General features: G+C 72.4%; 24 protein-coding genes, 3 tRNA genes and 1 pseudogene. 9 read left to right on the top strand and 19 right to left on the bottom strand.

Annotation, left to right across the window (positions count from 1 at the left end):
• Nucleotides 1–157: 157 nt before the first annotated feature.
• The 6 genes from rplL to rplK form a co-directional block, all read right to left on the bottom strand.
• On the bottom strand, nt 158–544 hold the full coding sequence (rplL, locus tag ACH4SL_RS16285; RefSeq protein WP_398445799.1) for a 50S ribosomal protein L7/L12: 387 nt from the start codon (nt 542–544) through the stop codon (nt 158–160).
• A 155-nt stretch (nt 545–699) separates the two neighbouring features.
• A complete protein-coding gene (gene rplJ, locus ACH4SL_RS16280; protein ID WP_398445797.1) occupies nt 700–1,236 on the bottom strand; it encodes a 50S ribosomal protein L10 in 537 nt (178 codons plus the stop codon).
• 312 nt (nt 1,237–1,548) lie between these two features.
• The gene (locus ACH4SL_RS16275) at nt 1,549–2,496 is read right to left on the bottom strand and encodes a hypothetical protein (protein WP_398445794.1); all 948 of its coding nucleotides are present in this window, start codon (nt 2,494–2,496) and stop codon (nt 1,549–1,551) included.
• Nucleotides 2,497–2,592: 96 nt separating this feature from the next.
• Entirely contained in the window at nt 2,593–3,411 is an 819-nt protein-coding gene (locus tag ACH4SL_RS16270; protein WP_398445792.1) for a hypothetical protein, read from the bottom strand.
• 118 nt (nt 3,412–3,529) lie between these two features.
• Nucleotides 3,530–4,255: a 50S ribosomal protein L1 gene (gene rplA, locus ACH4SL_RS16265; RefSeq protein ID WP_398445790.1), complete on the bottom strand. Its 726-nt coding sequence runs from the start codon at nt 4,253–4,255 to the stop codon at nt 3,530–3,532.
• A gap of 172 nt (nt 4,256–4,427) precedes the next feature.
• On the bottom strand, nt 4,428–4,862 hold the full coding sequence (gene rplK / locus ACH4SL_RS16260) for a 50S ribosomal protein L11 (RefSeq protein WP_031519757.1): 435 nt from the start codon (nt 4,860–4,862) through the stop codon (nt 4,428–4,430).
• A 335-nt stretch (nt 4,863–5,197) separates the two neighbouring features.
• On the opposite strand from rplK, the gene ACH4SL_RS16255 reads away from it, so the two are divergent.
• Nucleotides 5,198–5,647 carry a hypothetical protein gene (locus ACH4SL_RS16255; protein ID WP_398445787.1) on the top strand — a complete coding sequence of 150 codons (450 nt, stop codon included), beginning with the start codon at nt 5,198–5,200 and terminating at the stop codon, nt 5,645–5,647.
• A gap of 298 nt (nt 5,648–5,945) precedes the next feature.
• Nucleotides 5,946–6,743, top strand: a complete 798-nt coding sequence (locus ACH4SL_RS16250; RefSeq protein ID WP_398445785.1) for an SGNH/GDSL hydrolase family protein — start codon at nt 5,946–5,948, stop codon at nt 6,741–6,743.
• Between the two features lie 74 nt (nt 6,744–6,817).
• Here ACH4SL_RS16250 and nusG read toward each other — a convergent pair whose 3' ends face one another.
• From nusG to ACH4SL_RS16235, 3 genes are all read right to left on the bottom strand, one after another.
• Entirely contained in the window at nt 6,818–7,711 is an 894-nt protein-coding gene (gene nusG / locus ACH4SL_RS16245) for a transcription termination/antitermination protein NusG (RefSeq protein ID WP_398445782.1), read from the bottom strand.
• A gap of 125 nt (nt 7,712–7,836) precedes the next feature.
• Nucleotides 7,837–8,121 carry a preprotein translocase subunit SecE gene (secE, locus tag ACH4SL_RS16240; protein WP_398446638.1) on the bottom strand — a complete coding sequence of 95 codons (285 nt, stop codon included), beginning with the start codon at nt 8,119–8,121 and terminating at the stop codon, nt 7,837–7,839.
• A 116-nt stretch (nt 8,122–8,237) separates the two neighbouring features.
• Nucleotides 8,238–8,310: transfer RNA gene (locus ACH4SL_RS16235), tRNA-Trp, on the bottom strand.
• A gap of 173 nt (nt 8,311–8,483) precedes the next feature.
• Between ACH4SL_RS16235 and ACH4SL_RS16230 the strand changes: the two genes are divergently transcribed.
• Together ACH4SL_RS16230 and ACH4SL_RS16225 are read left to right on the top strand one after the other, a co-directional pair.
• The gene (locus ACH4SL_RS16230; protein WP_398445780.1) at nt 8,484–9,722 is read left to right on the top strand and encodes a pyridoxal phosphate-dependent aminotransferase; all 1,239 of its coding nucleotides are present in this window, start codon (nt 8,484–8,486) and stop codon (nt 9,720–9,722) included.
• Nucleotides 9,723–9,846: 124 nt separating this feature from the next.
• A complete protein-coding gene (locus tag ACH4SL_RS16225; RefSeq protein ID WP_398445778.1) occupies nt 9,847–10,911 on the top strand; it encodes an adenosine deaminase in 1,065 nt (354 codons plus the stop codon).
• A gap of 15 nt (nt 10,912–10,926) precedes the next feature.
• Here ACH4SL_RS16225 and ACH4SL_RS16220 read toward each other — a convergent pair whose 3' ends face one another.
• The 9 genes and pseudogenes from ACH4SL_RS16220 to ACH4SL_RS16180 form a co-directional block, all read right to left on the bottom strand.
• Entirely contained in the window at nt 10,927–11,970 is a 1,044-nt protein-coding gene (locus tag ACH4SL_RS16220) for a UDP-N-acetylmuramate dehydrogenase (protein WP_398445776.1), read from the bottom strand.
• Nucleotides 11,971–12,018: 48 nt separating this feature from the next.
• Nucleotides 12,019–13,563: a M48 family metalloprotease gene (locus ACH4SL_RS16215; RefSeq protein ID WP_398445774.1), complete on the bottom strand. Its 1,545-nt coding sequence runs from the start codon at nt 13,561–13,563 to the stop codon at nt 12,019–12,021.
• 154 nt (nt 13,564–13,717) lie between these two features.
• Nucleotides 13,718–15,202 (bottom strand): MFS transporter, encoded by a 1,485-nt coding sequence (locus tag ACH4SL_RS16210; RefSeq protein WP_398445772.1) that lies wholly within the window; start codon nt 15,200–15,202, stop codon nt 13,718–13,720.
• A 282-nt stretch (nt 15,203–15,484) separates the two neighbouring features.
• Nucleotides 15,485–16,039, bottom strand: a pseudogene (locus tag ACH4SL_RS16205) (TetR/AcrR family transcriptional regulator); the annotation flags it as partial.
• 166 nt (nt 16,040–16,205) lie between these two features.
• Nucleotides 16,206–16,634 carry a MaoC family dehydratase gene (locus ACH4SL_RS16200; RefSeq protein ID WP_398445770.1) on the bottom strand — a complete coding sequence of 143 codons (429 nt, stop codon included), beginning with the start codon at nt 16,632–16,634 and terminating at the stop codon, nt 16,206–16,208.
• Nucleotides 16,634–17,113, bottom strand: coding sequence for a MaoC family dehydratase N-terminal domain-containing protein (locus ACH4SL_RS16195; protein WP_398445768.1), 480 nt, complete (start codon nt 17,111–17,113; stop codon nt 16,634–16,636). The genes ACH4SL_RS16200 and ACH4SL_RS16195 overlap by 1 nt, the downstream gene beginning before the upstream one ends.
• Nucleotides 17,114–17,402: 289 nt before the next feature.
• The gene (gene rpmG, locus ACH4SL_RS16190; protein ID WP_004571794.1) at nt 17,403–17,567 is read right to left on the bottom strand and encodes a 50S ribosomal protein L33; all 165 of its coding nucleotides are present in this window, start codon (nt 17,565–17,567) and stop codon (nt 17,403–17,405) included.
• 83 nt (nt 17,568–17,650) lie between these two features.
• A tRNA-Met gene (locus ACH4SL_RS16185) sits at nt 17,651–17,723 on the bottom strand.
• Nucleotides 17,724–17,769: 46 nt separating this feature from the next.
• A tRNA-Thr gene (locus ACH4SL_RS16180) sits at nt 17,770–17,842 on the bottom strand.
• Nucleotides 17,843–18,312: 470 nt separating this feature from the next.
• Between ACH4SL_RS16180 and ACH4SL_RS16175 the strand changes: the two genes are divergently transcribed.
• The 4 genes from ACH4SL_RS16175 (at nt 18,313) to ACH4SL_RS16160 (ending at nt 22,226) form a co-directional block, all read left to right on the top strand.
• Nucleotides 18,313–19,578 (top strand): amidohydrolase family protein, encoded by a 1,266-nt coding sequence (locus ACH4SL_RS16175; protein ID WP_398445766.1) that lies wholly within the window; start codon nt 18,313–18,315, stop codon nt 19,576–19,578.
• Between the two features lie 504 nt (nt 19,579–20,082).
• Nucleotides 20,083–20,736 carry an NAD(P)H-binding protein gene (locus ACH4SL_RS16170; RefSeq protein WP_398445764.1) on the top strand — a complete coding sequence of 218 codons (654 nt, stop codon included), beginning with the start codon at nt 20,083–20,085 and terminating at the stop codon, nt 20,734–20,736.
• Between the two features lie 124 nt (nt 20,737–20,860).
• Nucleotides 20,861–21,547 (top strand): SDR family oxidoreductase, encoded by a 687-nt coding sequence (locus tag ACH4SL_RS16165; RefSeq protein WP_398445762.1) that lies wholly within the window; start codon nt 20,861–20,863, stop codon nt 21,545–21,547.
• A gap of 148 nt (nt 21,548–21,695) precedes the next feature.
• Nucleotides 21,696–22,226 carry a hypothetical protein gene (locus tag ACH4SL_RS16160; protein WP_398445760.1) on the top strand — a complete coding sequence of 177 codons (531 nt, stop codon included), beginning with the start codon at nt 21,696–21,698 and terminating at the stop codon, nt 22,224–22,226.
• Nucleotides 22,227–22,233: 7 nt separating this feature from the next.
• On the opposite strand, the gene ACH4SL_RS16155 is transcribed toward ACH4SL_RS16160, so the two are convergent.
• The gene (locus ACH4SL_RS16155) at nt 22,234–23,085 is read right to left on the bottom strand and encodes a helix-turn-helix transcriptional regulator (protein WP_398445758.1); all 852 of its coding nucleotides are present in this window, start codon (nt 23,083–23,085) and stop codon (nt 22,234–22,236) included.
• Between the two features lie 121 nt (nt 23,086–23,206).
• Here ACH4SL_RS16155 and ACH4SL_RS16150 point away from each other — a divergent pair, with 121 nt between their 5' ends.
• Nucleotides 23,207–23,839, top strand: coding sequence for an HD domain-containing protein (locus tag ACH4SL_RS16150; RefSeq protein ID WP_398445756.1), 633 nt, complete (start codon nt 23,207–23,209; stop codon nt 23,837–23,839).
• Nucleotide 23,840: the final 1 nt, after the last annotated feature.

Raw genomic sequence — 23,840 nt, 5'->3', positions numbered from 1 at the left:
GCAGGAGGGATCACCCTACCCGGCGGGTACGACAACCCCCGGCGCGGCCCGCCGAGGGGCGTACGAACGACCGAGGGCGGCCACCCTTCCGGGTGACCGCCCTGCGGTAGGTGGAGCAGCGAGTGCTCCTATGTCACGGTGTGTGACGGGTGAGGTGTTACTTGACCTCGACCGAGGCGCCGGCGGCCTTGAGGGACTCGGCAGCCTTGTCCGCGGCCTCCTTGGCGACCTTCTCCAGGACGGGCTTCGGGGCGCCGTCCACGAGGTCCTTGGCCTCCTTCAGACCCAGCGAGGTCAGCTCACGCACGACCTTGATGACCTGGATCTTCTTGTCGCCCGCGGCGGTGAGGATGACGTCGAACTCGTCCTGCTCCTCAGCGGCCTCGGCCGGAGCGGCGACACCCGCGCCACCGGCGGCGACGGCAACCGGGGCGGCGGCGGTGACGTCGAACTTCTCCTCGAACGCCTTCACGAACTCGGAGAGCTCGATGAGGGTGAGCTCCTCGAACTGGGCGAGCAGGTCTTCCTGGCTGAGCTTCGCCATGATGGCGGTCCTTCCACTAAATCGGCTGGTGCCGGAATGTCGTACAAGTCGGCGGGCGTACGGTCGGCCCGCGTAAGCCGGTGCGCTGGTGCGTGGTGCGGTCGCGCGCCGGCCCCGACCGGAGCCGTCAGGCCCCGGTCATCGTGCGAGCCGAATTACTCGGCACCGCCCTGCTCGGCCTCTGCCTTCTTGGCACGAAGCGCCTCCGCGGTGCGGACGAACTTCGAGGGGAGCGCCTGGAAGAGCGCGGCAGCCTGCGACTGCTTGGCCTTCATGGCACCCGCCAGCTTGGCGAGCAGAACCTCGCGGGACTCGAGGTCCGCAAGCTTCTTGATCTCGTCGGCGGACAGCGCCTTGCCGTCAAGGACACCGCCCTTGATGACGAGAGCGGGGTTGTCCTTGGCGAAGTCGCGCAGACCCTTCGCCGCCTCCACCGGGTCACCGGTGACGAAGGCGACAGCCGACGGACCCGCGAACAGGTCGTCGAGCTGGGTGATCCCGGCCTCGTTGGCCGCGATCTTGGTCAGCGTGTTCTTCACCACGGCGTACTGGGCGTTCTCACCGAGCGAGCGGCGCAGCGTCTTGAGCTGCGCGACGGTGAGACCGCGGTACTCGGTCAGCACAGCGGCGTTCGAGGCGCGGAACTGGTCCGTCAACTCGGCAACCGCGGCAGCCTTGTCAGGCGTCGCCATTGAGTCTCGGCCTCCTTCCGGGGTGATGGACCGCACGGAACGAAGGACGAGGCGGGTGTGCCCCGGGCAAAACAAACGCCCCGGCGCAGGCGCACGGGGCGTGACTCGACGCTGCCCTCTGGGTTTCCCCAACGGCCTCGGAGTCCATCCACGATCACCTGCGCGGGCCGTCCGCATCAGCGGATCCTTCGGCCGCCCCGCCCGGAGATCCGGACACGACGGCAACCAGCGGTCTTTGGCTTCCCCGGCAGCGTACGGGACCGCGCCCCCGCGGGGCAAATCGCCCGCGGGGGCCTGGCCGGCCCGGCCGGTTCAGCTGTTCGTCAGGCCGTTCATCGCCTCGGAGAAGTCGACGGTGTCGAACGGGCTCGGGGCCGACACGTGCACCGGCGTCCCGTAGTCCGTGTAGTAGGTGGTCGACCGCACCGCACCGGACTTGCTGTTCGCCGTGGTGGCCGCCTCCACCGGCAGGTTGTCCTGCGACACCCACAGGTCGACGGTCTCCGAGGAGATGCCGGTCCGGGTGAACGAGTCCAGCAGCGTCTTGCGGCTCTGCGCGCTCAGGGCGACCGCCTTGCCGATGCCGGCCAGGTCGAGCGTGCCGTGGTAATGCGTGGCCGTCACACCGCGGACCGTGGCCGTGCCGACCTTCTTGATGTCGGGCGACGCGAGGACGACGTCGAGGCCCTTGACCGGGTTGCCGTTCTGGATCGTGTCCTTCATGCTCGCGCCGGCGCTGCCGGCGAGCGAGGCCAGGTCGTCGTAGTCGTACCGGATCCAGTGCTTGCCGCCGAGGTACCCGGCCATCTCGTCGCCCATGTTGGCGTAGTAGGCGTCCTTGAGGTAGCGGGCCTGGATGCTCGTCGGCAGGCCGCCCTGCGGTGCCTGGTCCACCGCGCCGCCGGAGTAGTCGATCGTCATCGCGCCCTGCAGGCCGTCGGCCCAGTCCAGGGAGCCCTTGAGGTGCATGGACATGGTGGTGCCGACCGAGAGCGTGGTCTCGACCCGCGCCGAGTGCGCGCCGTCGGTGGTCTTCCTGACCAGGTCCAGCGCCGTGAGCGCGTTCACCGCCCCGCTGAGCGGCGACCCTCCGGCGGTGGCCGTCGCGGTGGCCGTCGGCGCGGCCGTGGCGCCCTTGTCGCGCTTCCCCGCGGCCTTGTCGTCCCCCGACCCCCCGCAGCCCGCGAGGGCCACCAGCGAGGCGGCTGCGAGCACCGCGGTCGCGACGTGCCTGGAGCGTCGTGCGGTGGAGCCGTTCATGTTCCCCTACCCCCCTCGCGGGGGCCGCGTGCCCCTGGCGAATCAGCGGAATCCTAGGCGACCCCGCCGACACCCCGGCGGGCGCCCCGCCCCAGGTCAGACCGCGGCGGGCGTGGGCGCTACGGGAACGACGGTCTGCGCGGCCGGCGGCACCTGGATGTGGACGACGCCGCCGAAGTCGCTGAAATCGTCGGTGGTGCGCTGCTTCCCGTCGTCGCTGACCATCCGCACCGGCAGGCCGTCCGCGCCCACCCACACATCGACGCGCGCCGACTCCGGCACCTTGCGCGCCGCCACGATCCGGGCGTCCGCCGGGACGGTCCCCCGGTAGTGCGCCGTCGCACGACCGTCCACCGTCTCGTGCCCGACCAACGTGACCGGGCCGCTGGACGGCATCAGGAGCAGCCGGTGGACCGGGCTGTGGTCCATCTGCTCCGACATCGCCGCCGCCACCTCCTCGCCCATGACGGCGGTCACGGTGAAGCGCAGCCAGCTCTTCCCCTTGTTCGGGCCCCCGGCCGGCGAATCGATCTGGACGTACTCGAACCCGTGCAGCATGCGCGTCTCCATGCGGTCGTGGTGGTTCACCCCCTGCATGCCGAACGCTGCGGGCGCCGCGGTGAGGACCGTCCCCGGGTCCGGGCCGCCCCAGGAGCTGAACCCGGTCTCCGTGAGCGTCGAGCTGCCGCGCCGCTGCACGGAGGCGATGTGGACGGAGTGCATCGTCTCGGCCCGGTCGACCATCGCCACGACCGCCTTGGCCGCCGCGCTGTCGGGGTCGGGATCGGCCGCGGGCGGCTTCGCCGTCCCGGTCCGCGTCGCCTTCGCGTCCGCGTGGTGCGAGCCGCCGCAGCCCGCGGCTGCGAACGCGAGCGCGAGCGCGATGACCGCCGCGGCAGCCGTCGTCGTACGCATGATGTGCCCCCCTGTCGGGCGCGCTCCCCAGCGCGCCACGGGGCATCGTAGACGCGGAACGCCCCGCATCCCCCGGGAATTCGGGGGATGCGGGGCGTCCGCAGGATGTCGGCTCGGGTCAGACCGCGGCCGGGTCCTCCTCGGTGAGGAGGTTGCGGGTGCGGTTGGGGTCGACCAGGATGCCGGGGCCCATCGTCGTGGAGAAGGCCGCCTTCTTCAGGTAGCGGCCCTTCGCCGCGGACGGCTTCAGACGCAGGACCTCGTCCAGCGCCGCCGCGTAGTTCTCCACCAGCTGGGCGTCGTCGAAGGACACCTTGCCGATGATGAAGTGCAGGTTGGAGTGCTTGTCGACGCGGAATTCGATCTTGCCGCCCTTGATGTCCGTCACGGCCTTGGCCACGTCGGGCGTCACGGTGCCGGTCTTCGGGTTCGGCATCAGACCACGCGGGCCGAGGACACGGCCGAGGCGGCCGACCTTGCCCATGAGGTCCGGGGTGGCGACGACGGCGTCGAAGTCCAGCCGGCCCTTCGCGACCTCGTCGATCAGTTCGTCGGAGCCGACGATGTCGGCGCCCGCGGCTTCCGCGGCCGCAGCACGGTCACCGGTCGCGAAGACCAGGACCCGGGCGGTCTTGCCGGTGCCGTGCGGAAGGTTCACGGTGCCACGGACCATCTGGTCGGCCTTGCGCGGGTCCACACCCAGGCGGAAGGCGACCTCGACGGTCGAGTCGAACTTGGTCGACGCGGTCTCCTTGGCGATACGGACGGCCTCCAGGGGCGCGTACAGCCGCTCCCGGTCGATCTTCGCGTCCGCAGCGCGGAGAGACTTGCTGCGCTTGCTCATGGAACTACTCCTGTAGCTGTTTCGATGGAGTTCGTGGTGCGGACCGAGCAGGCCCTTCCACAGGTGCTGCTGCGTGAGCGGCGGTCAGCCCTCGTCCTGCCGCTCGGGCTTCCTGCTCACTCGCTCCGCGGACGGCCTCGTACCTCGGCCGGCCACTGCGCGAGCTCGTGCGTCAGCCCTCGACCGTGATGCCCATGGAGCGCGCCGTACCGGCGATGATCTTCTCCGCCGCGTCCAGGTCGTTCGCGTTCAGGTCGGGCATCTTGGTCGTGGCGATCTCGCGCACCTGGTCGCGGGTGAGCTTGGCGACCTTCTTGGTGTGCGGGGTGCCGGATCCCTTGTCGACGCCCGCGGCCTTGAGGATCAGCTTGGCGGCCGGCGGGGTCTTGGTGACGAAGGTGAAGGAGCGGTCCTCGTAGACCGTGATCTCCACCGGGATCACCATGCCGCGCTGCGACTCGGTCGCCGCGTTGTAGGCCTTGCAGAACTCCATGATGTTGACGCCGTGCTGGCCCAGCGCGGGGCCGACCGGCGGCGCCGGGTTGGCCGCACCGGCGTTGATCTGGAGCTTGATCAGCCCCGTGATCTTCTTCTTCTTGGGAGGCATTGCTCTCTCCGGGTCCTGTTGAGAGTTTTTTCCATGCCTGCGAGCAGGCATACCGCACCACGATAGCGGGTACAGCCCCCGGCCCCGAAATCCGTTCCGCGCCACCGCCCCCGACGGCCCCCGGCGGGCGGGTGCGGCGCAGGTCGCGCCGGGGCGACCCGCGCCCCCGGCACCCGCGCGAGCCGGGCCCTGCCACCGTACGCCCGGATGTCGCCGGAGAATTGCCGGCCCTCCCCGAGCGAAATTCCGGATTCCGGTTCCCCGGAAAAACCGGTGGGCCGCACCGGCGAAATCCGATAGGCTCGTTCCAACATTCCCGGAAAAAAGGGTTTGGTATGCGTCGTATTCTCCTGAGCCCCTCGAAGAGCCGCCTTGTCGCGCTCGCCGCCGCAGGCGTGGCCGTGGCGGCCACCCAGCTCTCCAGCACCAGTCCGGCCTCGGCTTCCACCGCGCCGACCACCGCGGGGATCACCGTGGAGGACACGGTAATTCCCGCGGGTTCGTTCGCCACCATCAATGTCACTGCACCGGACGACACCCCGCTGCAAATCAGCCTCACCACCGTGACCGCGGGTTTCGGCGCGAAATTCGACACCCTCACCTGGGACCCTTCGTCGTGCGTTTTCGACGTCGAATTCCTCATGTGCACACCGACCGCCGGGCAATTCCACATCGACCTGCACATCCCCTCCACCGCGACGGTCGGCGGGTACGTCACCGTCCGGGCGAGCAAGACCGCGACCGACTACGGCACGGGCAGGGCCACGGTCAGCGCCCCCCAGTAGCCACCACCTCCCCTTCCTGAGCGAGCACGACGGGCGGACTCCGCACACCGCGGGGTCCGCCCTTTCCGCTGCCTCCGGGCGCCACTCCGGGTAGCCGCGCGGTCACGAGCGGTACGCTTGCTGTCGCTGCCTCAGATTGCCCCCGAGAAGCACGAGTTGCACCCGTGTCACCGTCAACCGCCGTAGCGGAACCTGAAGTTCTGGTCTACGCGGGAAGAATTTTTGGCATGGACACTTCCCGTGGCTACCTACCGGCTGGTACCAAAGTGCTGCAGGAAGCCCTCACCCAGGAGGTTCCGTGAAGCTGAGCAGGCCCCTCACCGCTCTTACCGCGCTGGCGTCCGCCCTGACGGCGGCGCTGGTCTTCTCCGGCCCGGCACAGGCGGCCGGGCCCGCCTACGTCGCGCTCGGGGACTCGTACTCCGCCGGGAACGGCGCCGGAAACTACATCAGCTCCAGTGGCGACTGCCACCGCAGCAACAGCGCCTACCCCGCGCTGTGGGCCGCCGCCCACAGCCCGTCCTCGTTCACCTTCGCCGCCTGTTCCGGCGCGGTCACCACGGATGTGACCAACAGCCAGCTCGGCGGGCTGAACTCCTCCACCGGCCTGGTCTCCCTCACCATCGGCGGCAACGACGCGGGCTTCGCCGACGCCATGACCACCTGCGTGACCGGCTCCGACAGCACGTGCGTCAGCCGGATCAACACGGCCGAGACGTACATCCGCAACACCCTGCCCGGCCGCCTGAACACCACCTACAACGCGATCCGCGCCAAGGCGCCCAACGCGAAGGTCGTCGTCCTCGGCTACCCGGACATGTACGACCTGTCGGCGTGGATCTGCGTCGGCCTCAGCGACACCAAGCACCAGAAGATAAACGAGGCCGCGGACGTCCTGGACACCACGATCGCCTCGGTCGCGGCCTCCCACGGCTTCGCCTTCGGCGACGTGCGCAGCACCTTCAAGGGCCACGAGCTCTGCTCGGGTGACGACTACCTGCACTCCCTCGTCATCTCCCCGAGCTGGGAGTCCTACCACCCCACCGCCACCGGCCACTCCGCCGGCTACCTCCCCCTTCTGAACGCCAACGACTGACCGGCGGCGCTTTCCGCACACGACCGAGCCCCTGCCCCCCTTGAGCGGGGGCAGGGGCTCGGTCGTACGAGAAGCTAGTTCTTCTGGATCTGGTCGAAGCTGAGCTCGACCGGGGTCTCGCGGCCGAAGATCTCGACGAGGCCCTTGACCTTCTTCGAGTCGGGGTTGATCTCGTTGATCGTGGCCTGGAGGGTGGCGAAGGGGCCGTCGGTGACGGTGACGGAGTCGCCGACCTCGAAGTCCAGGACCTGGACCTCGATCTTGCGCGGGACCGCGGTGCCCTCGGCGATGGCCGCGGCCTCGGCGGCCGCCTCGACCTCGGGGGCGAGCATCTTGACGATCTCGTCCAGGGTCAGCGGGTAGGGGTCGTAGGCGTTGCCGACGAAGCCCGTGACGCCGGGGGTGTTGCGGACAACGCCCCAGGACTCGTTCGTCAGGTCCATGCGGACCAGGACGTAGCCGGGGAGCTTGTTCTGCCGGATGGTCTTGCGGTCGCCGTTCTTGATCTGAACGACTTCCTCCTGCGGGACCTCCGCCTGGTAGATGTACTCCTCGACGTTCAGCGAGACGGCACGCTGCTCCAGGTTGGACTTCACCCGGTTCTCGTACCCGGCGTAGGTGTGGATCACGTACCACTCGCCGGGGAGCGTGCGCAGCTCCTCGCGGAAGGCGGCCACGGGGTCGACCGGAGCGGCCGGCTCCTCGGTGTCGCCCGCCTCGTCGGCCTCGGCCTCGGCCTCGTCGGAAGCGTCCTCTTCGGCAGCGTCCTCGGCCTCTTCGGCGTCCGACTCCTCGGCGTCCTCCGCCTCGTCCTCGCCCTCGGCGTCCGCGTCCGCCGCGTCCTCCGCCGACTCGGACTCGGCCGGGTCCTGCGCGTCGGCGGGCTCCTCGGCGGCCTCGACGGCGTCGAGTGCGGCTTCCTCGCCCTCGACGGACTCGTCGGCGTCGTACACGTTCGGGTCAGACACGGTGACAGCTTCTTCCTGACTTCAAGGGTGGCACTGCGGGCGGGGCGACCAGCGCCCGGCGCCCTCCGCGCGGACAGGCGGGACGCGGAACCCGGCCCGAAACCGGCCCGGCAAGAGCGGACGGCTCAGCCGAAAACGGCGGAAACGAGCTTGCTGAAACCCCAGTCAACCACGCTCACGAACGCGATGACGACCACAACGAAGACAATCACCACAGTGGTGTACGTGGTCAGATCGCCGCGCGTGGGCCAGACGACCTTGCGGAGCTCCGCGACGATCTGGCGGTAGAAGAGCGCGAGGCGGCCGAGCGGCCCCTTCTTCGCGCGCTTGCCACCGCGGCGGGGCTTCTTCTCGGCGTCGCTGTCGTCCTGAGACGCGTCAGGCTCAGGGACCTCGATGGAGTCCGTGATCTCAGTCACTCGTCCTCACCTGACTCCGGGTCGTGGCCGTGCCGCGCCCGTCGCGCGGTACGGCGAGTGCCTATTGCCTGCATCTGCCTGCCCACGTCCGGGGAGGACGTGTGGAGCAGGGCCGGAGGGACTTGAACCCCCAACCGCTGGTTTTGGAGACCAGTGCTCTACCAATTGAGCTACGACCCTTCGACAGACACTCCCAACGTACCGCAGGCGACATCGCCGGGAGGCCATCGAGCGTTGAGTGTACGTGCTCGGAGGCATCTCGTCGAACGCCTTGCCTCGGATTGCCTCCGAACGCGTTTTCCGGCCCCCAAACCCCGGTGCCGGGGGCGGTTGGTGTCTGGGACGATGCAGGTATGAGCGCAGCCACTCCCCCAGTACCACCGGCGACCGACCGGCGCGTGTCGGTCCGTGTCGGTGCGATCTCCGAGTCCGCCACCCTCGCCGTCGATGCCAAGGCCAAGGCCCTCAAGGCCGCCGGGCGCCCGGTGATCGGCTTCGGCGCAGGAGAGCCGGACTTCCCGACGCCCGGCTACATCGTCGACGCCGCCGTCGAGGCCTGCCGCAATCCGAAGTTCCACCGGTACACGCCCGCCGGCGGGCTGCCCGAGCTCAAGGCCGCCATCGCCGCGAAGACGCTGCGCGACTCCGGCTACGAGGTCGACGCCTCGCAGGTGCTGGTCACCAACGGCGGCAAGCAGGCGATCTACGAGGCCTTCGCCGCGGTGCTCGACCCGGGCGACGAGGTCATCGTGCCCGCTCCGTACTGGACCACCTACCCCGAGTCGATCCGGCTCGCGGGCGGCGTGCCGGTCGAGGTCGTCGCGGACGAGACGACGGGCTACCGGGTCACGGTGGAGCAGTTGGAGGCGGCCCGCACCGCGCGCACCAAGGTGGTGCTCTTCGTGTCGCCGTCCAACCCGACCGGCGCGGTCTACAGCCCGGCCGAGACCGAGGCGATCGGCCGCTGGGCCGTCGAGCACGGCCTGTGGGTGCTCACCGACGAGATCTACGAGCACCTGGTCTACGGCGACACCGTCTTCACCTCGATGCCGCAGGTCGTACCGCAGCTGCGGGAGAAGTGCATCGTCGTCAACGGCGTGGCCAAGACGTACGCCATGACCGGCTGGCGGGTGGGGTGGATCATCGGCCCCAAGGACATCGTCAAGGCCGCGACGAACCTCCAGTCGCACGCCACCTCGAACGTCAACAACGTGGCGCAGGCCGCCGCCCTGACCGCCGTCAGCGGCGACCTGGACGCCGTCGCCGACATGCGCACCGCCTTCGACCGGCGCCGCGGCACGATCGTGCGGATGCTCAACGAGATCGACGGCCTGGTGTGCCCGACGCCCGAGGGTGCCTTCTACGTCTACCCGTCGGTCAAGGGCCTGCTCGGCAAGGAGATCCGCGGCAAGCGGCCCGCGAGCAGCGTGGAGCTGGCCGCCCTGATCCTGGACGAGGCCGAGGTCGCCGTCGTCCCGGGCGAGGCCTTCGGCACTCCGGGCTACCTGCGGCTCAGCTACGCGCTGGGCGACGACGACCTGGTCGAGGGCATCTCGCGGCTGCAGAAGCTGCTGGGCGAAGCGCGGGACTGACGCGCCCGCGTCCGCCCGTACCCGCCCGCCCGTACCCGCGATCCGGCCCGATGATGCATTCGGGCAAGCCCCCGTTCGGAGAATCCGGTTCCGAGCGGGGGCTCGCGTTTGGCAGGATCTTGGGATGGCACGCGATGTACGTACGTCGGGGGGCGGTCCCGGCCGCCGGGATGTCCGCAAGCTCCCCAAAGCCCACCTGCACCTGCATTTCACCGGCTCCATGCGCCCCGCGACCCTGCTGGAGCTGGCCGACCGGGACGGCGTCCGGCTGCCCGACGCACTGACCTCGGGCGAGCCGCCCAAGCTGCGGGCCACCGACGAGCGCGGCTGGTTCCGCTTCCAGCGGCTCTACGACGCCGCCCGCAGCTGCCTGCGCACCCCCGACGACATCCACCGGCTGGTGCGCGAGGCGGCCCAGGAGGACGCCGCGGACGGCTCCGGCTGGCTGGAGATCCAGGTCGACCCGACGTCGTACGCGCCCCGGCTCGGCGGCCTGATCCCCACTCTTGAGGTGATCCTCGACGCGGTGCACACCGCCTCGCGGGACACCGGCGTGGGCATGGCGGTGGTCGTCGCCGCCAACCGCATGAAGCACCCGTTGGACGCCCGTACGCTGGCCCGGCTCGCGGTCCGCTACACCGACCAGGGGGTCGTCGGCTTCGGCCTGTCCAACGACGAACGCCGGGGCCTGGCCCGCGACTTCGACCGCGCCTTCGCCATCGCCCGGGAGGGCGGGCTGCTCGCGGCCCCGCACGGCGGCGAGCTGGCCGGGCCCGCGAGCGTCCGCGACTGCCTGGACGACCTGCACGCGCAGCGCGTCGGCCACGGCGTGCGCGCCGCCGAGGACCCGCACCTGGTGCGCCGGCTCGCCGACACGGGCGTCACGTGCGAGGTCTGCCCGGCCTCCAACGTCGCCCTCGGCGTCTACGACAAGCCCGAGGACGTCCCGCTGCGCACGCTGTACGACGCGGGTGTGCCGCTCGCCCTCGGCGCCGACGACCCGCTGCTCTTCGGCTCGCGGCTCGCGGCGCAGTACGAGATCGCGCGCGACGTGCACGCCTTCACGGACGCGGAGTTGGCCGAACTGGCCCGCCAGTCCGTCCGTGCCTCGCGCGCCCCGCAGGAGGTCCGTCAGGGGCTTCTGGAGGGCATCGACGCGTGGCTGGCGGAGCCGCCTCCCGGGGGTTAGGGCGGATTCCGGGGGTCAGAGCGCGACCCCGACCATGACGGGCTCGTTGACGAGCGTCACGCCGAAGGCGGCGTGCACGCCGTCGCGCACCTCGCGGGCCAGCGCCAGCAGGTCCGCGGTGGTGGCCGAGCCCCGGTTGGTGAGGGCCAGGGTGTGCTTGCCGGAGATGCGGGCCGGGCCGGTGCCGTAGCCCTTGGTGAAGCCCGCCTTGTCGATGAGCCAGGCCGCGCTGGTCTTGGTGCCCTCGCCCGCCGGGTAGGCGGGCGGGGCCGCGTCGGGGCCGAGGCGGTCGTGCACGCGGTCCAGGAAGGCGGCGAAGGCGGCGGCGGTCAGCACCGGGTTGGTGAAGAACGAGCCGGCCGACCAGGTGTCGTGGTCGGCCGCGTCGAGGACCATGCCCTTGCCGGCCCGCAGCGCCAGCACGGTCGCGCTGGCCTTCTCCAGCGGCACCCGCTCCCCGACGGCCACGCCCAGCGCGCGGGCGGTCTCGGCGTATTTCAGCGGCGCGGACATTCCCGCGGCGGCCTCCAGCGCGAAGCGCACCCGCAGGACGACGAAGCGCTCGGGCTCCTCCTTGAAGCGGCTGCTGCGGTAGGAGAACCCGCACTCCCGGTTGTCGAGCGTGACCGTCTCCCCGGCCCGCCGGTCGTAGGCCACGACCTGCGTGATCGTGCTGGAGACCTCCTGCCCGTACGCCCCGACGTTCTGGATCGGCGTGGCCCCCGCGGACCCCGGGATCCCGGCCAGGCACTCCACCCCGGCCAGCCCCGCCCGCACGGTCGCGGCCACCGCGTCGCTCCACACCTCACCCGCGGCCAGCTCCAGCACATTCCCCCGCAGCTCGACCCCCTGCGTGGCGATCCGCACGGCCGTCCCGGGAAACCCGTCGTCCGACACGACCAGGTTGCTCCCCCCGCCCAGCAGCAGCACCGGCTCCCCCCGCGCGTCCGCCTCCCGCACGGCACCGACCAACTCGTCATCCGTCACCGCGGCAACCAGCCGCCGAGCGGGCCCCCCGAGCCGAAGGGTCGTGTACGGGGCGAGAACGTCAGATGTCACGCCCCCAGCTTATGACCGCCCCCCGCGTGGGGCCGCCCGGCCGGTCCGCTACGCCGACGCGGGCGCCGGCGCGGGCTCGGCGAGGAGGGCGCGCAGGGGCTTGGTGTCGGGGGTGTCGGAGGTCGCCGCGTCGAGGGCCGCGTCCAAGCCCTTCTCCCACGCGCCGGGGAGGCCTATGCCGGGAGTGCCGGCCCAGGCGATGTGCGGGACGGCCTGTCCCGCGGCCAGCAGCCGGAGCTGGACCATGCCCGCGAGGGCGTCGAAGACCGCGGGGCGCAGGTAGTTGCGGGCGGACGGGCCGGCGAGCCGGGCGGCCGACTCGGGGCGCGGCATGCGGTCGGAGATCCCCGCCCACAGCAGCCCCTCGTCGAAGGCGTCCAGCACCTCTTCGAGGCCGGGCAGCTCCGCGTCCGGCCCGGTGCGCCGCATCCGGGCGACGGCCCGGCGCAGCGGGCGGGAGAAGTCCTCGGCGTCGTGGGCGGCCCGGGCCAGGACGAGGTCGTCCCAGCTCAGGCGGGGCACGTCGGCGGGCACGGGCGGTTCGAGCGCGGCGAGGACGCGCTCGGGGTCGCGCAGCAGCACGGCCGCGGGCCCGGGTTCGGCCGTAGCGGGGGCCGCGTCCGGTGCGGGCAGCGCTTCGAGGCGGGCGAGGCGCTCGGCGACCGGGGGGTGCGTGTCGTACGTGTGCGGCGGCTTCGGGCGCCGCCCCTCGGCGAGTGCGGCCAGCCGCTCGCCGGGCCGGGCGGCGGCCATCCGCCGGAAGCCCCCGTAGAGCTCCCCGGCAGGCGGCAGCGCGCGGAGGGGAGCGCCCATGGTCGCGTACGTCTCCAGGTAGTACGTGTGGGCAGCGTCGAGTACGGGCACCGCACGCAGCGCCGCGGCCGTGGCGGCGCCTCCTGCGAGCCCGGCGGCGACACGGTCGGCGGCGAGTTCCTGCTCGCGGGAGAGGGCGAAGGACCTGCGCAGGTACATCCGCGCATAGCCGAGGTAGATCGCTCCGACGACGCGGTCGAACCACACCAGGTCGCGGCTGAAGATCCGCACGGTGTGCACCATCGCGGCCCGCCCGCGCAGCGCGGCCGCGCCGAGCCGGGTGTCGCCGTTGGTGTAGTGGCCGAACTCGTGGGCGAGCACCGACCGCAGCTCCGCCCGGTCCAGGCCGACGAGCAGCGGCACGCCCACCGTCAGCCGGCGCCGTCCGGGCAGCAGCCCGAGCAGCCTGCTCTGCTCGGCCACGGACGCGTTGACGTCGAAGGTCAGGTACAGCTCCTGCGGCGGCCGCTCGCCGAGCCCGTCCGCGACGGCCCGCACCTCCGCCCACAGTTCGGGCTCGTCCTGCTGGGTGACAGCCACGCCGTCCGGGGTGCCGAGCCGGCCGGCCCGCAGGAAGGCGTACATGCCGCGCAGGATCCCGGCGGCCGCGAGCACGGTCATGACCATGAAGGCGCCCTTGTAGGCGGAGCCCTGGCCGTCCTCGCGGTGGGCCGCCAGCACCCAGTCGAGTGCCGCCATCGCGGCGAGGAGGGCGATGCCCATCAGGAAGAAGCCGATCAGCAGCGCGAAGACGCCGGCGGCCCGGAGCCGGAAACTCATGGTCCCCCCACAGGACACGAGCCGGCCAACGTGCGGGCCGACGGTGCGCGGATCGTATCCCGTCGGGCTGACCTGCGTACACGGCCTTTCGCTCCGGTACGCGCGCGGGCGGCCGGGGGGATCCCGGCCGCCCGCGTGCGGGGAGGGGTGGAGGTCAGCCGACCTTCTGGAGGGAGGCGGGGGTGGGGGCGCCCTGCGCGAGGGGGGTGGCGGTCGAGCGGCGGCGGGGGAGGGCGAGGGCGGCGAGGAAGGCGACGACCAGGATGGAGGCGCCGACCCACAGGGCGGGGACGAGGCCGTCGACGAAGGCCGAGCCGGACGCGTAGCCGCCGTGCGCGGCGAAGATCGAGCCCAGCAGGGCCACGCCGAGGGCGCCGCCGACCTCGCGGAGGGCGTTGCTGGCGCCGGAGGCGACGCCCTGCTCGTGCGGCTCGACGCTGGACATGCCCAGGCTGGTGGAGGCCGGGAAGTACAGGGCCATGCCGATGCCGGAGATGATCAGCGAGGGCAGCTGGGTGGCGTACGAGACGTCCGGCGACGCGACGACCGCGAACCAGCCGAGGCCGATCGCCTGGAGCGCCAGGCCCGCGGCCACGACGGGGCGGCCGCCGATGCGGTCGGAGAGGTAGCCGGCGATGGGCGCGACGATCATCGGCATGCCCGTCCAGGGCAGCATCCGCAGCCCCGCCTCGGTGGGCGAGTAGCCGAGCACCGTCTGCAGGAACTGGCTGAGCAGGAAGATCGAGCCGAACATCCCGACGAACATGAGCATGGTCGCGGCGTTGATCGCGCTGAAGGCGCGGCGGCGGAAGAAGCGCATCGGCAGCATGGGCTGGCGCGCCGTCATGCCGTGCCGGACGAAGGCCAGGACGAGGGCGCCGCCCACGATCAGGCCGGTGAGCACGCGGGCGCTGGTCCAGCCGTGCTCGGTCGCGTTGACCAGGGCGAAGACGATGCCGAACAGGCCGAGGCTGATGAGCGCGGTGCCGCGGCCGTCCAGCCGGGCGCCGGGTGCGGTGGACTCGGCCAGGCGCAGCCGGGCCAGCGGGAGCAGCAGTATGCCGAGCGGGACGTTCAGCCAGAAGATCCACTGCCACGAGATGTGCTCGGTCAGGCTGCCGCCGATGAGCGGCCCGGACACCACGGCCATGCCGTTGACCGCGCCCCATATGCCGTAGGCGGCGCCGCGGCGCTCGGGCGGTATCGCCGCGGTCAGCAGCGTGAGCGTCAGCGGCATCATGATGGCCGCGCCCACGCCCTGGATCGCGCGGGCCGCGATCAGCTCGTTGATGCCGGGCGCCATGGCCGCGGCGGCGGACGCCACCGTGAAGATCGTCAGACCGGTGACGAAGAGCTTGCGGCGGCCGAAGCGGTCGCCGAGCGCCGCGCCGAACATGAGCAGGACGGCGAAGGTGAGCGTGTAGGCGTTCACCGTCCATTCGAGGTCGGACAGCGCGCCGCCCAGGTCCTTGCGGATGGACGGCAGCGCGGTGGTGACGACGAGGTTGTCGAGGGACGCCATGAAGCCCGCGATGCTGGTGATCAGCAGGGCCCAGCCTGCCGTGGCCTTGCCGCGGGGCGGCGTGCTGTCCGTGGTGGGTGCGCTGTCCGCGGGACGCGCGCTGTCTGCGGTGGTCATTGCCCTGATCTCCTTCGTCCCCTGTCGAGATGTCGTACGGGCTGTACGGGTACCGATGGACCGGTACCGATGGGTTAGTTATCGATGACTAACTTTTGAGAGCCGAAAAAAACCCGCCCGGGGCGCCTGGCCCCGACCGGGCCGCCGCTACTCGGAATCCTCCGGGCGCTCCGGGTGCTGCGATGAGCCCGGGCGCCACGGGGCCTCCAGGCAGTCCAGGACCTGCGGGCCCTTCGGAGCCTCCGGGGCCGCAGAAGCCTCCGAGCCCTCCGCCCCCTCCGCACCCTCCGGACGGGCGGATTCGTAGAAGCCCTCCCAGATCGGGTCCCCCGAGGAAAACCCCAGCGACACCAGGGTGTTGACGAGCATCCCGTAGGCGAAGAACTGGGTGGTCTCGTTGACGTCGGCGCCGAGCGCGATCCGCACGGCCTCCCACAGCTGCATCCAGGTCGCGCGGATCTCCTCGCCGAACGCGCGGTCCCCGGCGGCCTCCGCCGCGGCGACCGCCACGTACGTCTGCATCTGCATCAGCAGGCGCTCGGGGTCGGCGTGGATCATCGCCTGGTACGCCTTGCCCATCGCTTCCAGCCGCCCTTCGACGGGCACGCCGACCGCCGCGTCCGAGAAGACCTTCGTGGTCGTCTCGATGCAGTGGCGGGAGGCGGCGAGGAAGATGGCCTGCTTGTTCGGGAAGAGCCGGAAGAGGTACGGCTGCGACACGCCCACCCGGTCGGCGATCGCCTGGGTCGACGTGCCGTGGTAGCCGCCGTGGGCGAACTCGCTCATTGCCGCGCGGACGACGCTCTCGCGCCGCTCCTCTGCGCTCATCCTGACCATGGGCCATAAGTTAGTGGCCAATCACTACCTTGTCAACGCGGGAGGACGGCGGGGGCAGTTGGGCCGAAACGTAAGGACCGCCTGCCATGGGCAGGCGGTCCTTACACGTGCTTCCGGCGCGCTCCCCGGCGTGCTCCCCAGCGCGGCAATATGCGCCGCCGTACGCTCAGGCGAGGCGGACCACCGCGCGGGCCATGCCCAGCACCTTCTGGCCGGCCGACATCGCGGTCAGGTCCACGCGCACCCGGTTGTCGTCCAGCTTGGCGGCGACCTTGGCCGTGACCTCGATCAGCGCGCCCTCGCCGTCGTTGGGGACCACGACCGGCTTGGTGAAGCGCACCCCGTACTCGACGACCGCGGCCGGGTCGCCGGCCCAGTCGGTGACCACACGGGCCGCCGAGGCCATGGTGAACATGCCGTGCGCGATGACGTCCGGCAGCCCGACCTCGCGGGCGAACTTCTCGTTCCAGTGGATCGGGTTGAAGTCGCCGGACGCGCCCGCGTACCGCACGAGCGTCGCCCGGGTGACCGGGAAGCTCTGTGCGGGCAGCTCGGTGCCGACCTCGACCTCGTCGTACGCCACGGCCGCGGCCATCACGCGCCTCCGTCCTGGGGGGTGCCCTGCTCGGGGTCCGCCGCGCGGGCGACCAGCTTCGTCCAGGCGGTGACGATGTGCTCGCCCGACTCGTCGTGGACCTCGCCGCGGACGTCCAGGATGTCGTTGCCGGCCATCGACTTCACGGCCTCGATCGTGGACGTGACGGTCAGCCGGTCACCGGCCCGCAGCGGGCGGGTGTAGGCGAACTTCTGGTCGCCGTGCACGACCCGGCTGTAGTCCAGGCCCAGCTCCGGGTCGGAGATCACGACGCCGGCCGCCTTGTAGGTGATCGCGAAGGCGAAGGTGGGCGGCGCGATGACGTCCGGGTGGCCGAGGGCCTTGGCAGCCTCCGGGTCCACGTAGGCCGGATTGGGGTCGCCGATCGCCTCGGCGAATTCGCGGATCTTCTCCCGGCCGACCTCGTAGGCGGGGGTGGGCGGGTAGGTCCGCCCGACGTAGGACTGGTCGAGAGCCATCGTCACCTCGGAGTGTGCGGCAGATCACGGGTGTTCGGGAGGGGCGCGCGGGTGCGCGGCGGGCGCGGGGCGCGCGGGTGCACGGGCGGCTGCGCGGTGTGTGGGTGTACGGGTGTGCGCCGCAGCGTACGCGGCCCGGTGCACGCCGGGGCGCACGCCCCGCCCCCGCCGCCGCTGCCGACCGGGGCCGGACGCACCGCGAGGCCGTCCCCTGTTCTGCGACGGGGGACGGCCTCGCGGTGTTACGGCCTGATGGTGCTGCTGGTGGTGCGGCGCAGAGGCGGCGAAGTCAGCGCGTTTCGCGGTGCGCGGTGTGCGCGTTGCAACGCGGGCAGTGTTTCTTCATCTCAAGACGGTCCGGGTCGTTACGCCGGTTCTTCTTGGTGATGTAGTTCCGCTCCTTGCACTCCACGCAGGCCAGCGTGATCTTCGGGCGGACGTCGGTGGCGGCCACGTGAGTGCTCCTTGACGAACGGGTATCTGAACATAGGAAGAGTAGCCGATTGAGGGACCGATCCCGCAATCGGCTACGCAGAGTAGCGGCGACCGGACTTGAACCGGTGACACAGCGATTATGAGCCGCTTGCTCTACCGACTGAGCTACGCCGCTTCGACGAACCGACCCCCGCCACGAGGGCGGGGAACCGATCCATCAGAGCCCCAATACGGAATCGAACCGTAGACCTTCTCCTTACCATGGAGACGCTCTACCGACTGAGCTATTGGGGCGAGCGAGGAAGACATTACACGGTCCGCTGCGATACGTGAAATCCGTATCCGGCGGGGCACATCGGGCTCAGCGGACACCGCGTGCGCAGCGGCTCCCGGGCGCGCCGGGCGGGCCCTCGGCGCCCCCTCGGCGGCCTCCCCACCGGACATTGTCGGGGCGTGGCAGTGGTGGAGGAGGGCGCCGCGACTCCCAACGGGCGAGCGGCCCAAGATGCGTACGACAGTACGAGTAATGCACTCGTGCCGGGTGTCCCGACGCCGCTTACCGGACGGGCGCGCGGCGTGGCCCTAGGCTCGACCATGCGTGATCGTCCCGGCGGCTCGGGCGTCCCGACCGGCCGTTTCCGACCGGCCTTTCCCGGTCGTCCCGACGCCCCGGTGGTCCGCGCCCGCTCCACTGCTTCCCCCGCTCTTCCGTCCCCGGCGGCGCCGGCGGGCCCGCGGGAGGCACCAGGCACCGGAGGAGCCCGATGAGCGACAGCCCGCGCGGCACCGCCGCCGAGACCGCCACCCTGCTGCTGTGCGGCGCCCGCCTCACCGACGGCCGGACCGTGGACGTACGGCTGAGCGGCCCGCGGATCGAGGCGGTCGGCACCGCGGGCAGCCTCGCCGGGCCGCCCGGCGCCGCCGCACGGCAGGGCTCCGGCGCGGGCACGCGTATCGACCTGCGCGGCTATCTGCTGCTGCCCGCGCCCGCCGAGCCGCACGCCCATCTGGACCTCGCCCTCACCGCGGGCTGCGCGGGCCCGCCCGCCGACGACGTCGCCGATGTCCAGCGCCGCGCCACCGAGGCAGCGCTCCTCCAGCTCGGGCACGGCGCGACCGCCGTCCGCAGCCATGTGCGGGTCGGTGACGTGCACGGGCTGCGCGCCCTCGAAGCGGTGCTCCAGGCCCGGCGGGCGCTGCGCGGCCTGATCGACGTCCAGGTGGTGGCCGTCCCCCGGTTGCTGACCGGCGCGGCGGGCGCCGACGGCCTCGACGTGCTGCGGGACGCGCTGAAGATGGGCGCCTCCGCGGTCGGCGGCTGCCCCGACCTCGACCCGGACCCGAGCGGGCACGCCGAGGCGGTCGTCGCGCTCGCGGCGGAGTTCGGGGTGCCGGTCGACCTGCACACCGCCGCCGACGACCCCGCCCGCCTCGCGCGCCTCGCCGCGATGGCCGGCGGCCTGCGTCCGGGCGTCACGCTCGGCCCTTGCCACGGGCTCGGTACATTGCCGCGTGACGCGGCAATGCGCGCCGCCGAACGCCTCGCCGCCGCGGGCGTCTCCGTCGTGGCCCTCCCGCAGGGCGGCTGCGGCGGCCTGGAGACGGTACGCCGCGGCGCCGCGGGCCTCCACACGCCCGTACGGCTGCTGCGCCGCGCGGGAGTGCCGGTCGCCGCGGGAAGCGGCGCCCTCGCCGACCTGGCCAACCCGGTCGGCCGCGGCGACCCGCTGGAAGCGGCGTTCCTGCTCGCCTCGTACGGCGAGTGCGAGCCGCTGCGCGCGTACGAGCTCATCAGCACGCGGGCCCGCGCCGTCCTCGCACTCCCCGAGGTCCGCGTCGAGGCGGGCTTCCCGGCGGAACTCCTCGCGGTGCGCGGCGAATCCGTCGAGGGCGTGCTCGCCCTCGCCTACAGCCGCGTCGTCATCCACCACGGCCGCGTCGTCTCCCGCACCAGCGCGGTCCGCGAATTCTGCGACACCTCCACCGACCCCGCCCTGGACCTCCCCCGCCAGTCCCACCGCGAACCCTGAGCAATCCCCTGCGGGGGGCTCGAAGGGGCCGCGTCCGCCCCGACGGCGAGAAGGCGCGCACCCCACCGCGAGAGCCGCCCCGCGGCGCAAGGGGCGCGAGGAACCGCGCGAACAACCCCCACCGCCAGAAGATCGCGCAACCCACCGCGAGAGGCACCCCGCAGCGCAAGGGGCACGAGGAACCGCGCGAACAACCCCCACCGCCAGAAGATCGCGCAACCCACCGCAAGCGGCAACCCGGAGCGAAGGGGCGCGAGGAACTGCGCGACAAGCCCCCACCGCCAGAAGGCCGCGCAACCCACCGCGAGAGGCACCCCGCAGCGCAAGGGGCACGAGGAACCGCGCGAACAACCCCCACCGCCAGAAGGCCGCGCAACCCACCGCAAGCGGCAACCCGCGGCCCCCGCAAGCGCGCCCCCCGTCCGGGGGGACAGGGACCAAGCCGCCGCCGGGCCCCGGCGCGCCCGGCGGCGCGACGGGGCCCCACCCCGTACCGTCGCAGGCATGCGAATCGTCATCGCCGGAGGCCACGGCCAGATCGCCCGCCGCGTGGAACGCCTGCTAGCCGACCGGGGCGACCACGCGGTCGGCCTGATCCGCAATCCCGACCAGGCCGACGACCTGCGTGCGGCCGGCGCCCAGCCCGTCGTGCTGGACCTGGAGGCCACGCCCGCCGAATCCGTGGCGACAGCCCTCGCGGGCGCGGACGCCGCCGTCTTCGCTGCGGGCGCGGGCCCGGGCAGCGGCGTGGACCGCAAGCAGACCGTCGACCGCGACGCCGCCGTCCTGCTCGCCGACGCCGCCGAACGCGCCGGCGTACGCCGCTTCCTGGTGGTCTCCTCGATGGGCGCGGACGCGCAGTCCACGTACGAGGACCCGGGCTTCCAGGCGTATCTGCGGGCCAAGGGCGCCGCGGACGACGCGGTCCGGTCGCGTACGTCCCTGGACTGGACGATCCTGCGCCCCGGCTCGCTCACCGACGACCCCGGCACCGGCCGGGTCGCCCTCACCGCGAGCACCGGCCGCGGCTCGGTGCCGCGCGACGACGTGGCCGCCGTCCTCGTCGAGCTGCTGGACGCACCGCAGGCCGCCGGGAAGACGCTGGAGCTGATCGGCGGTTCCACCCAGATCCCCGCGGCGGTCGCCGCCCTGCGCTGACGTCACACCGCCCGACCCCGCCCTTCCTGGTGTCAGGACCACCAGCAGAACTCCCAACTGGTTGTCCGCCGCCATGCCTTCGAAGATCGAGGAGCAAACGGAGGAACGACGGAAGGCGCGGAAAATGCGTGTGGTGATCATGGGCGGCACGTCCGGCATAGGGCTGGCGACAGCGGAGAAGCTGACGGCGGCGGGCGCGGAGGTGATCGTCACCGGGCGCGACGAGGCGCGCCTCGCGGCGGTGAAGGACCGTGTGGCCGCGGCCGAGCAGGTGGACGGCACCGATGCGGGCGCGGTGACCGCCTTCTTCGAGCGGGTGGGCGACTTCGACCACCTGGTCCTGGCGTTCAGCCCGGGCGCGCTGGGCCTCGGGCCGCTGGCGGAGGTGGATCTCGCCGACGTCAGGGGCGCGTTCGAGGGCAAGCTCTTCGGCTATCTGCACGCCGTGCAGAAGGCGCGGGTGACGGGTTCGGTGACGATGGTGTCCGCCGTGTCCGCGCGCGCGGCGCTGCCCGGCACAGTGGCGCTGGCGGCGGTCAACGGGGCGATCGAGCGGATCGTCTCCCCGCTGGCGGCCGAGCTGTCGCCGGTACGGGTGAACGCCGTCTCGCCGGGTGTGGTGGACACCGCCTGGTGGTCCTTCCTGCCCGCCGAGTCGCGGGAGGCGACCCTCGCCGAGTTCGTGAAGGACACGCCCGCCAAGCGGGTGGGTACGCCGCAGGACGTGGCGGAGGCGATCGCGTACGTCATCGGGGCGACGTACGTGACCGGCACGGTGCTGCCGGTGGACGGCGGCGCCACGGTCGCCTGAGCGGCGGGAACGGGGGCCGTCGACTGGAACGGGGGCCCGGCGGGAACGGGGGTCGGGGGCCGGGTGCGCAACCGGGGCCCGGCCCCCGGCGCGTGGGGGGTCCCGCGCCCCCCCGCCGCTGTCCGACCCCCGTGGCACGATGACGTACGTGAGCCGACCGCTGCTCTACCTCGACGTCGACGGCCCCCTCAACCCGTACGCCGCGCAGCCCGAGCGCCGCCCGCCCGGCTACACCACCCTCCGGGTCACGGTCGGCCCGAACGGGACCGCCCTGGCCGGGCGCACCCTGCGCGTATGGCTCGCCCCCTGGCACGGTCCCGCCCTGCTCGACCTCGACTACGAGCTGTGGTGGGCCACCACGTGGATGGCCGACGCCAACCGGTGGATCGCCCCCGTCCTGGGCCTGCCCGAGCTGCCGTACGTCGACTTCGGCGACGCGCTGCTGGCCGACCGCCCCGACGGCGTCCACTGGAAGACGGCCGCGCTCGTCGACCACGCGGACGGCCGCCCCTTCGCGTGGGTCGACGACGAACAGAGCGCCCTGGACGGGGAGTACGTCACCGGGCACCACCCGGCTCCCGCGCTGCTCCACCACGTCAACCCGCGGGTCGGGCTGCGCTCCGCGGATTTCGAGACGCTGGCCGGGTGGGCGGCGGGCACCCGGGACGCCGCGTCCTGACGCCCCCTCAGCCGCCCTGCCCGCGTGCCGCGAGCACCTCGCGCAGTCGGCGGTCGAGGTCGGAGCCGGGCGGGGTCAGGTAGGACACCACGGTCTTGTCGTCGTTCGCGATGTGCATCTTGGCGTACTCGAACGTGACCCGGCCGAGCAGCGGATGGGCGAGGGTGCGCGGCTGCGGGACGTACGGCGTCAGGTCCTTGCGCCGCCACAGCCGGCCGAAGTCGGGGCTGGCGCGCTCCAGGCCGCGCAGCAGGGCGACGACGTCGGGGTCCAGGATGTGCTCGCCGACCTGGGCGCGGAAGAGGCCGAGGGTGTGGGCCGCCTCCTCCTCCCAGTCCAGGGACATGGCGCGCGCCTCGGGGGAGGTGAAGTGGAGCCACAGGATGTTGCGCCGCTCGGCGGGCAGGGCGGCGAGGTCGCCGAGGATCAGCTCGCAGCCGGCGTTCCAGGCGAGGACGTCGAAGCGGCGGTTGACGACGAAGGACGGGTTCGGGTCCAGGTGCGCGAGCAGCAGCTCGTACGGCCGGGGTATCCCGGAGGGTGCGGGCGGATCGGCGGGCGGGTCCGCGGGCGGCACCTCGCCGGCGAGCCGGTAGAGGTGGTCGCGCTCCACGGTGTCGAGCCCGAGCGCGGGGACGAGGCTGCCGAGCACCTGCCGCGAGACCTTGATCTCGCGTCCCTGCTCCAGCCACGTGTACCAGGTGATGCTGAGGCCCGCGAGGGTCGCGACCTCCTCCCGCCGCAGCCCCGGGGTCCGCCGCTGCCCGACCACCCGCAGCCCCGCGTCCTCGGGGCTGCGCCGCTCCCGCCTGCTCCTGATGAACTCCGCCAGCTCGCGCCGCCGCTCGGAATCCGCCACCGCTCCCCCTCCGCCCGCCTGCCTGCCCGCCTGCCCAGCTGCCTGCCCGGCTGCCTGCTCGACGGCCGTCAGCCCAGCCTAGGCAGTCGCGGCCCACCGGCTGCGGGAGAATCGACGGACGATGACCGACCTCACGCCCCTCCCCACTCCCGAGGACATCCGCCGCCTGCACGAGCGGTACGCCCCCTCGCCCCAGGCCTTCGAGTCCGTCCACGGCCACTGCGTCATCGTCTGGCGCATCGCCGAGCAGCTCCTCGACGCCCTCGCCGCCCGCGGCACCCCCGCCGCCGTCGACCGCGACCTCGTCCGCGCGGGCTGCCTCGTCCACGACATCGGCGTCTACCGCCTCCACACCGCCGACGGCGGCTTCGACAGGGCCGGCTACATCCGCCACGGCCTCCTCGGCCACGAGATCCTCGCCGCCGAGGGCCTCCCCGAGGCCCTGTGCCGCTTCTGCTCCCACCACACCGGCGTGGGCCTCACGAAGGACGACGTCACCCGGCAGAACCTCCCCCTCCCGCCCGCCGACTACCTGGCGGAGTCCCCGGAGGAGCAGCTCGTGATGTACGCCGACAAATTCCACAGCAAGAGCTCGTCCCCCAAGTTCCTGACCCCCGCCGCGTACACCACCGCCGTCCGCCGCTTCGGCGACGCCAAGGCCGACGCCTTCACCGACCTCCGCCGCATCTTCGGCGACCCCGACGTCCAGGCCCTGTCCACCGCCCACGGCCACCGCCTGGTGGACGCCCCCTGAC

This window comes from Streptomyces sp. NPDC021020 (assembly GCF_044333285.1).
Taxonomy (GTDB): domain Bacteria; phylum Actinomycetota; class Actinomycetes; order Streptomycetales; family Streptomycetaceae; genus Actinacidiphila.
Note: the sequence above shows the minus strand (reverse complement) of the source record. Positions and strands in the feature narration are given on the sequence as shown.

Excerpts from the sequence above, each read along its gene's own strand:
- rplL (WP_398445799.1), bottom strand. The coding sequence starts at position 544 with ATGGCGAAGCTCAGCCAGGAAGACCTGCTCGCCCAGTTCGAGGAGCTC.
- rplJ (WP_398445797.1), bottom strand. The coding sequence starts at position 1,236 with ATGGCGACGCCTGACAAGGCTGCCGCGGTTGCCGAGTTGACGGACCAG.
- ACH4SL_RS16275 (WP_398445794.1), bottom strand. The coding sequence starts at position 2,496 with ATGAACGGCTCCACCGCACGACGCTCCAGGCACGTCGCGACCGCGGTG.
- ACH4SL_RS16270 (WP_398445792.1), bottom strand. The coding sequence starts at position 3,411 with ATGCGTACGACGACGGCTGCCGCGGCGGTCATCGCGCTCGCGCTCGCG.
- rplA (WP_398445790.1), bottom strand. The coding sequence starts at position 4,255 with ATGAGCAAGCGCAGCAAGTCTCTCCGCGCTGCGGACGCGAAGATCGAC.
- rplK (WP_031519757.1), bottom strand. The coding sequence starts at position 4,862 with ATGCCTCCCAAGAAGAAGAAGATCACGGGGCTGATCAAGCTCCAGATC.
- ACH4SL_RS16255 (WP_398445787.1), top strand. The coding sequence starts at position 5,198 with ATGCGTCGTATTCTCCTGAGCCCCTCGAAGAGCCGCCTTGTCGCGCTC.
- ACH4SL_RS16230 (WP_398445780.1), top strand. The coding sequence starts at position 8,484 with ATGAGCGCAGCCACTCCCCCAGTACCACCGGCGACCGACCGGCGCGTG.
- ACH4SL_RS16225 (WP_398445778.1), top strand. The coding sequence starts at position 9,847 with ATGGCACGCGATGTACGTACGTCGGGGGGCGGTCCCGGCCGCCGGGAT.
- ACH4SL_RS16215 (WP_398445774.1), bottom strand. The coding sequence starts at position 13,563 with ATGAGTTTCCGGCTCCGGGCCGCCGGCGTCTTCGCGCTGCTGATCGGC.
- ACH4SL_RS16210 (WP_398445772.1), bottom strand. The coding sequence starts at position 15,202 with ATGACCACCGCAGACAGCGCGCGTCCCGCGGACAGCGCACCCACCACG.
- ACH4SL_RS16200 (WP_398445770.1), bottom strand. The coding sequence starts at position 16,634 with ATGGCCGCGGCCGTGGCGTACGACGAGGTCGAGGTCGGCACCGAGCTG.
- ACH4SL_RS16195 (WP_398445768.1), bottom strand. The coding sequence starts at position 17,113 with ATGGCTCTCGACCAGTCCTACGTCGGGCGGACCTACCCGCCCACCCCC.
- ACH4SL_RS16175 (WP_398445766.1), top strand. The coding sequence starts at position 18,313 with ATGAGCGACAGCCCGCGCGGCACCGCCGCCGAGACCGCCACCCTGCTG.
- ACH4SL_RS16170 (WP_398445764.1), top strand. The coding sequence starts at position 20,083 with ATGCGAATCGTCATCGCCGGAGGCCACGGCCAGATCGCCCGCCGCGTG.
- ACH4SL_RS16165 (WP_398445762.1), top strand. The coding sequence starts at position 20,861 with ATGCGTGTGGTGATCATGGGCGGCACGTCCGGCATAGGGCTGGCGACA.
- ACH4SL_RS16150 (WP_398445756.1), top strand. The coding sequence starts at position 23,207 with ATGACCGACCTCACGCCCCTCCCCACTCCCGAGGACATCCGCCGCCTG.